General features: G+C 68.1%; 3 protein-coding genes. All 3 read right to left on the bottom strand.

Annotation, left to right across the window (positions count from 1 at the left end; all coding sequences use genetic code 11):
- Positions 1-134: 134 nt before the first annotated feature.
- Positions 135-2051, bottom strand: coding sequence for a DNA primase (gene dnaG, locus FNL14_RS18235; protein WP_142062913.1), 1917 nt, complete (start codon positions 2049-2051; stop codon positions 135-137).
- A 73-nt stretch (positions 2052-2124) separates the two neighbouring features.
- Positions 2125-3414 (bottom strand): deoxyguanosinetriphosphate triphosphohydrolase, encoded by a 1290-nt coding sequence (locus tag FNL14_RS18230; protein ID WP_142062910.1) that lies wholly within the window; start codon positions 3412-3414, stop codon positions 2125-2127.
- The coding region (gene dusB / locus FNL14_RS18225; RefSeq protein ID WP_142062907.1) for a tRNA dihydrouridine synthase DusB at positions 3407-4578 on the bottom strand (1172 nt) is incomplete at its 5' end. The genes FNL14_RS18230 and dusB, both read right to left, overlap by 8 nt.

The following is a 4578-nucleotide window of genomic DNA, read 5'->3' as shown; positions in this document are numbered from 1 at the left end:
GAACCAGCAACCCTTCGATTAACAGTCGAATGCTCTGCCAATTGAGCTAAGGAGGAATGAAGCGGGTATTAGCCTAGCAAACACCCGCCGTGGAAACGAAATCGAGGCCGCCCACGACGGGTATGGGAGCCTTCCTACGCGTCAGCGCGCAGCGCACGGCGTTCCATTTCGAGCGTCATCAGCTCCCGGTTGAGCCGCTGGTAGGTTTCAGGATCGGCCGCCGGGTCCAGCCGCTGCAGCTGCCCCATCTTGTCCGCCTTGACCCTGGTGATCTGCAGCTCGAACAGCCGTGACAGGATGTCCCGGCAGTACTTCTGCACCGCCTCCTCAGTATTTGCCGGCAGCGGCACCACCGCCAGCTCGGAGACCAGGGGCCGCAGCGGCTCCGGAACTTCCTCCATCACGTGCTCCACCCAGCGCACCGGATCAACGGTGAGGCCCGGACCGGTGGCACGCATGGCGTCGTGGACGGCCTGGAAGGCAGGGGTGGCGAAACGGGCGGCGGCGAAGCGGTCCCACACTCCGCCGGCCAGCAGGGCGGGTTCCTGGAGGGCCACTTCCAGCGCCTGGCGCTCCATGGAGGCCACCGGGTCCCGCGGGTCCGGCCGGTGGAAGGAGGGCACAGCGCCCGACGGCGGCCCGGCAGCTACGCCGGGTCCGCCCGGCTGGGCGGGGCGGGAGGCAGCCCCGGGGCCGGAAGCGGCAGGGCCGCCCTGGTCGCCCCGCTTCACCGCGGCGGTAACCAGGCGCAGCACCTCGTTGGGGTCCGGCATGCCCAGCCACCCGGTCAGGGCCTGGCAATAGCCGGTACGGGTGGACGCGTCGCGGATAGCGGCAACCACGGGGACGGAGGCTTTCAGGCCCTGCACGCGGCCCTCCACGGTGTCCAGGTTGAACTGCTTGAGGGTAGTGCGGATGGCGAACTCAAACAGCGGCCGGCGGGACTGCACCAGTGCGTGGACCGCCTCGTCGCCCTTGCTTTGGCGCAGGTCGCAGGGGTCCGCTCCTGTGGGTTCCACGGCAACGTAGGTCTGCGCTGTGAACCGCTGGTCCTCCTCGAAGGCGCGCAGGGCCGCCTTCTGGCCGGCGGCGTCGCCGTCGAAGGTGAAGATGACCTCTCCCCCGGTGCCGTCGTCCGAAAGCAGCCTGCGGGCGATCTTGATGTGCTCGGTGCCGAACGCCGTTCCACAGGTGGCCACCGCCGTCGGAATTCCCGCCAGGTGGCACGCCATCACGTCGGTGTAGCCCTCCACCACCACCAGCTGCCGGTCCTTGGCGATGCTCCGTTTGGCGAGGTCGATCCCGTAGAGCACCTGCGATTTTTTGTACAGGGTGGTCTCGGGGGTGTTGAGGTATTTGGGACCTTGGTCGTCCTCGTAGAGCTTTCGGGCACCGAAGCCGATAGTGTCCCCCGCGATATCCCGGATGGGCCAGATCAGGCGGCCGCGGAAACGGTCGTAAATACCCCGGTTTCCTTCGGAAAACATCCCCGTGAGCTTCAGCTCGGCGTCCGTGAAACCGCGGCCGCGGAGGTGCTTGAGCAGCGCGTCCCAGCCCTGCGGAGCGTAGCCCACACCGAACTGCTCGGCGGCGGCGCGGTCGAACCCGCGGCCGTGCAGGAACGTCCTCGCCTCCGCGGCGCCGGGCGTCAGCAGTTGAGACTGGAAGAACTCGTCCGCGATCTTGTGCGCATCCAGCAGCCGCTGCCGGCGCCCCACTTCCTCGCGGTTCGGGCCGGTGCCGCCGTCCTCATAGCGCAGCTCGTAGCCGATCCTGGCGGCAAGCTTCTCCACGGCTTCCTGGAAGGAGCTGTGGTCCTGCTTCTGCACAAAGGCGATGACGTCGCCATCCTCGCCACAGCCGAAGCAGTGGTAGCGGCCTACCTGCGGGCGGACGGTGAAGGACGGCGAGCGCTCGTCGTGGAAGGGGCACAGGCCCTTGAAGGTTCCCAGCCCGGCGCCCTTGAGCGTGACGTAGCCGTCAACCACTTCCTTGATGTCCGTGCGCTGGCGTACTTCGTCGATATCTTCACGTTTGATCAGCCCAGCCACAGAGCAATCCTAGCTCCGGGCACTGACCATCCGGTCCCGGGGTACGACGGCGGCCGGAACCATGTGGCGACCCTCACCACAGCGACGGCAGGCTCCCCACCAGGCGTTCGTACATGGCCAGCGCCGATCCGTCGGTGAGTGACGCCACCTGGTCAATGACCACGCGAAGGCGAGCTCCGTCGTCGGGCGCGTCCCGCCAGTCAGCGGCGAACATCGGCTCGAGATGCCGGTCCCCGGTGGCGCTCAGGGCCGTCACCAGCGCGTGCAGCACCTCGCGCTGGCGCTCGTAGATGGGCTGGCGGTGCTCCGTGGTCATCACGAAGGTGGTGGCCAGGCCCTTCATCACGGCGATCTCCATCACCGTCTCGTCCGGAACCATGAGCTGGGCGTTGTACCGGGTCAGGTTCTCCGGACCGTATACGGCTCGGGTGGTTTCCAGGGCGCTCTGGCAGAACCGGCCAATCAGCTGGCTGGTCATGTTTTTCAGGGCGGCCATGGACTTGCGACTGCCGTCCGCTTCCCGCACCCACACGTCCGTGGCCTCAAGGCGGGCCAGGGCGGCATCGATCGCGGCCGGATCGTTGTGCGGCAGGTACCACTGCTTGGCGTAGCCCACCACGCGGGCGCGGTGGTCCGGGTTGTCCATCCAGCGCAGCTGGAAGTGGCCGGCCACGATGGCGTCCTCCACGTCGTGCACGGAATAGGAAATGTCGTCGGCCAGGTCCATCACCTGGGCTTCCAGGCAGGACCGGCGCTCGGGGGCACCTTCCCGGATCCAGTTGAAGATGGGCAGGTCGTCCTCGTAGGCGCCGAACTTGCTGGTCCGCTGGCCGTGGATCACGGGTGCTTCCAGCGCCGACCACGGGTACTTCGACGCGGCGTCCAGGCTTGCCCTGGTCAGGTTGAGGCCGGCAGGCGCGCCGTCCGGTCCCAGGACCTTGGGTTCGAGCCGGGTCAGGAGGCGCAGGGTCTGGGCGTTGCCCTCGAAACCGCCGATGGCGTGCGCCACTTCATTCAACGCCGATTCCCCGTTGTGCCCGAACGGCGGGTGGCCGAGGTCGTGGCTCAGGCAGGCGGTGTCCACGACATCGGGATCGCAGCCCAGGGCGCGGCCCAGTTCGCGGCCAACCTGGGCTACCTCGAGGCTGTGCGTAAGCCGGGTCCGGACGAAGTCGTCGGTATCGGGCGCCACCACCTGGGTCTTGGCGCCGAGCCTGCGCAGCGCAGAGGAATGCAGCACCCGGGCGCGGTCCCGCTCAAAGTCGGAACGGTAGACGTTCTTGGTGGGCTCCTCCACCCAGCGGGCGGAATCATTGCTGTCATAGCCCGGCAGCACGGGTGCGGCGGTGCGCGTCTCAGCCACCGGAAACGTCCAGTTCCGCTGCGGAGATATCGGCGGACTGCGCCGCATTCAGTGCACGGGACTCCAGCCAGTCCTTGGGCAGGGCCGGCCTCTTGGGGGACCCCGCACGGCCGCGCGGACCCTCGGCGTCAACGCCGGGATACGGGGATTCCAGGTCCAGTTCGGCCAGGGTGTCGCGCAGGACCTGGAGGCTGGTCACCAGCGCCAGGCGGGTTCGCAGTTCACCGCCCACCACGTAGCCCTTGAAGTACCAGGCGATGTGCTTGCGGATCTCGCGCAGCGCCTTGCCCTCGTCACCGAAGGTCTCCACCATCAGTTCCGCGTGCCGGTAGACGCCCTCGGCCACCTGGCGCAGGTTGGGCCGGAAGCGGGTGTCGCTGCCTTCGAAGGCGGCCTGGAGGTCGCCGAACAGCCAGGGCCGGCCCTGGCAGCCGCGGCCCACCACCACGCCGTCAACTCCCGTTTCGCGGACCATGCGGACCGCGTCCTCGGCGGACCAGATGTCGCCGTTGCCGAGCACCGGAATGTCGGGCAGGGCCTCGCGCAGGCGGGCGATGGCCGACCAGTCGGCCTGTCCCGAGTAGAACTGGGCGGCGGTCCGGCCGTGAAGGGCGACGGCGGCCACACCTGAATCGCGGGCGATGCGGCCGGCGTCGAGGTACGTGAGGTGGTCGTCGTCGATGCCCTTGCGCATCTTGATGGTCAGCGGGACGTTGCCCTTGGACGCTTCCTTGACGGCAGTCTGCACGATGGCGGTGAACAGGTCGATCTTCCAGGGCAGGGCGGAGCCGCCGCCGCGCCGGGTCACCTTGGGGACGGGGCAGCCGAAGTTCAGGTCGATGTGGTCCGCGCGGTTCTCCTCAACGAGCATCCGCACGGCGGCGCCGACAGTGACGGGGTCCACACCGTAGAGCTGGACGGAGCGGACCTTTTCGTCGTCGTCATGGGAGATGATGCGCAGGGATTCAGGGGTGCGCTCCACGAGGGCACGGGACGTAACCATCTCCGCCACGTACATGCCTCCGCCGTACTCGCGGCACAAACGGCGGAACGCTGAGTTGGTGATGCCGGCCATCGGCGCCAGGATCACCGGGGTGTCCACGGTGATGGGGCCCAGCTTCAGGGGCGGGAGTTCCAGCTTGGGGGCGGGAGGAGTTGCTGCAA

The organism is Pseudarthrobacter sp. B4EP4b (assembly GCF_006680095.1).
Lineage (GTDB): Bacteria > Actinomycetota > Actinomycetes > Actinomycetales > Micrococcaceae > Arthrobacter.
This window is presented reverse-complemented; position numbering and strand designations above follow the sequence as displayed.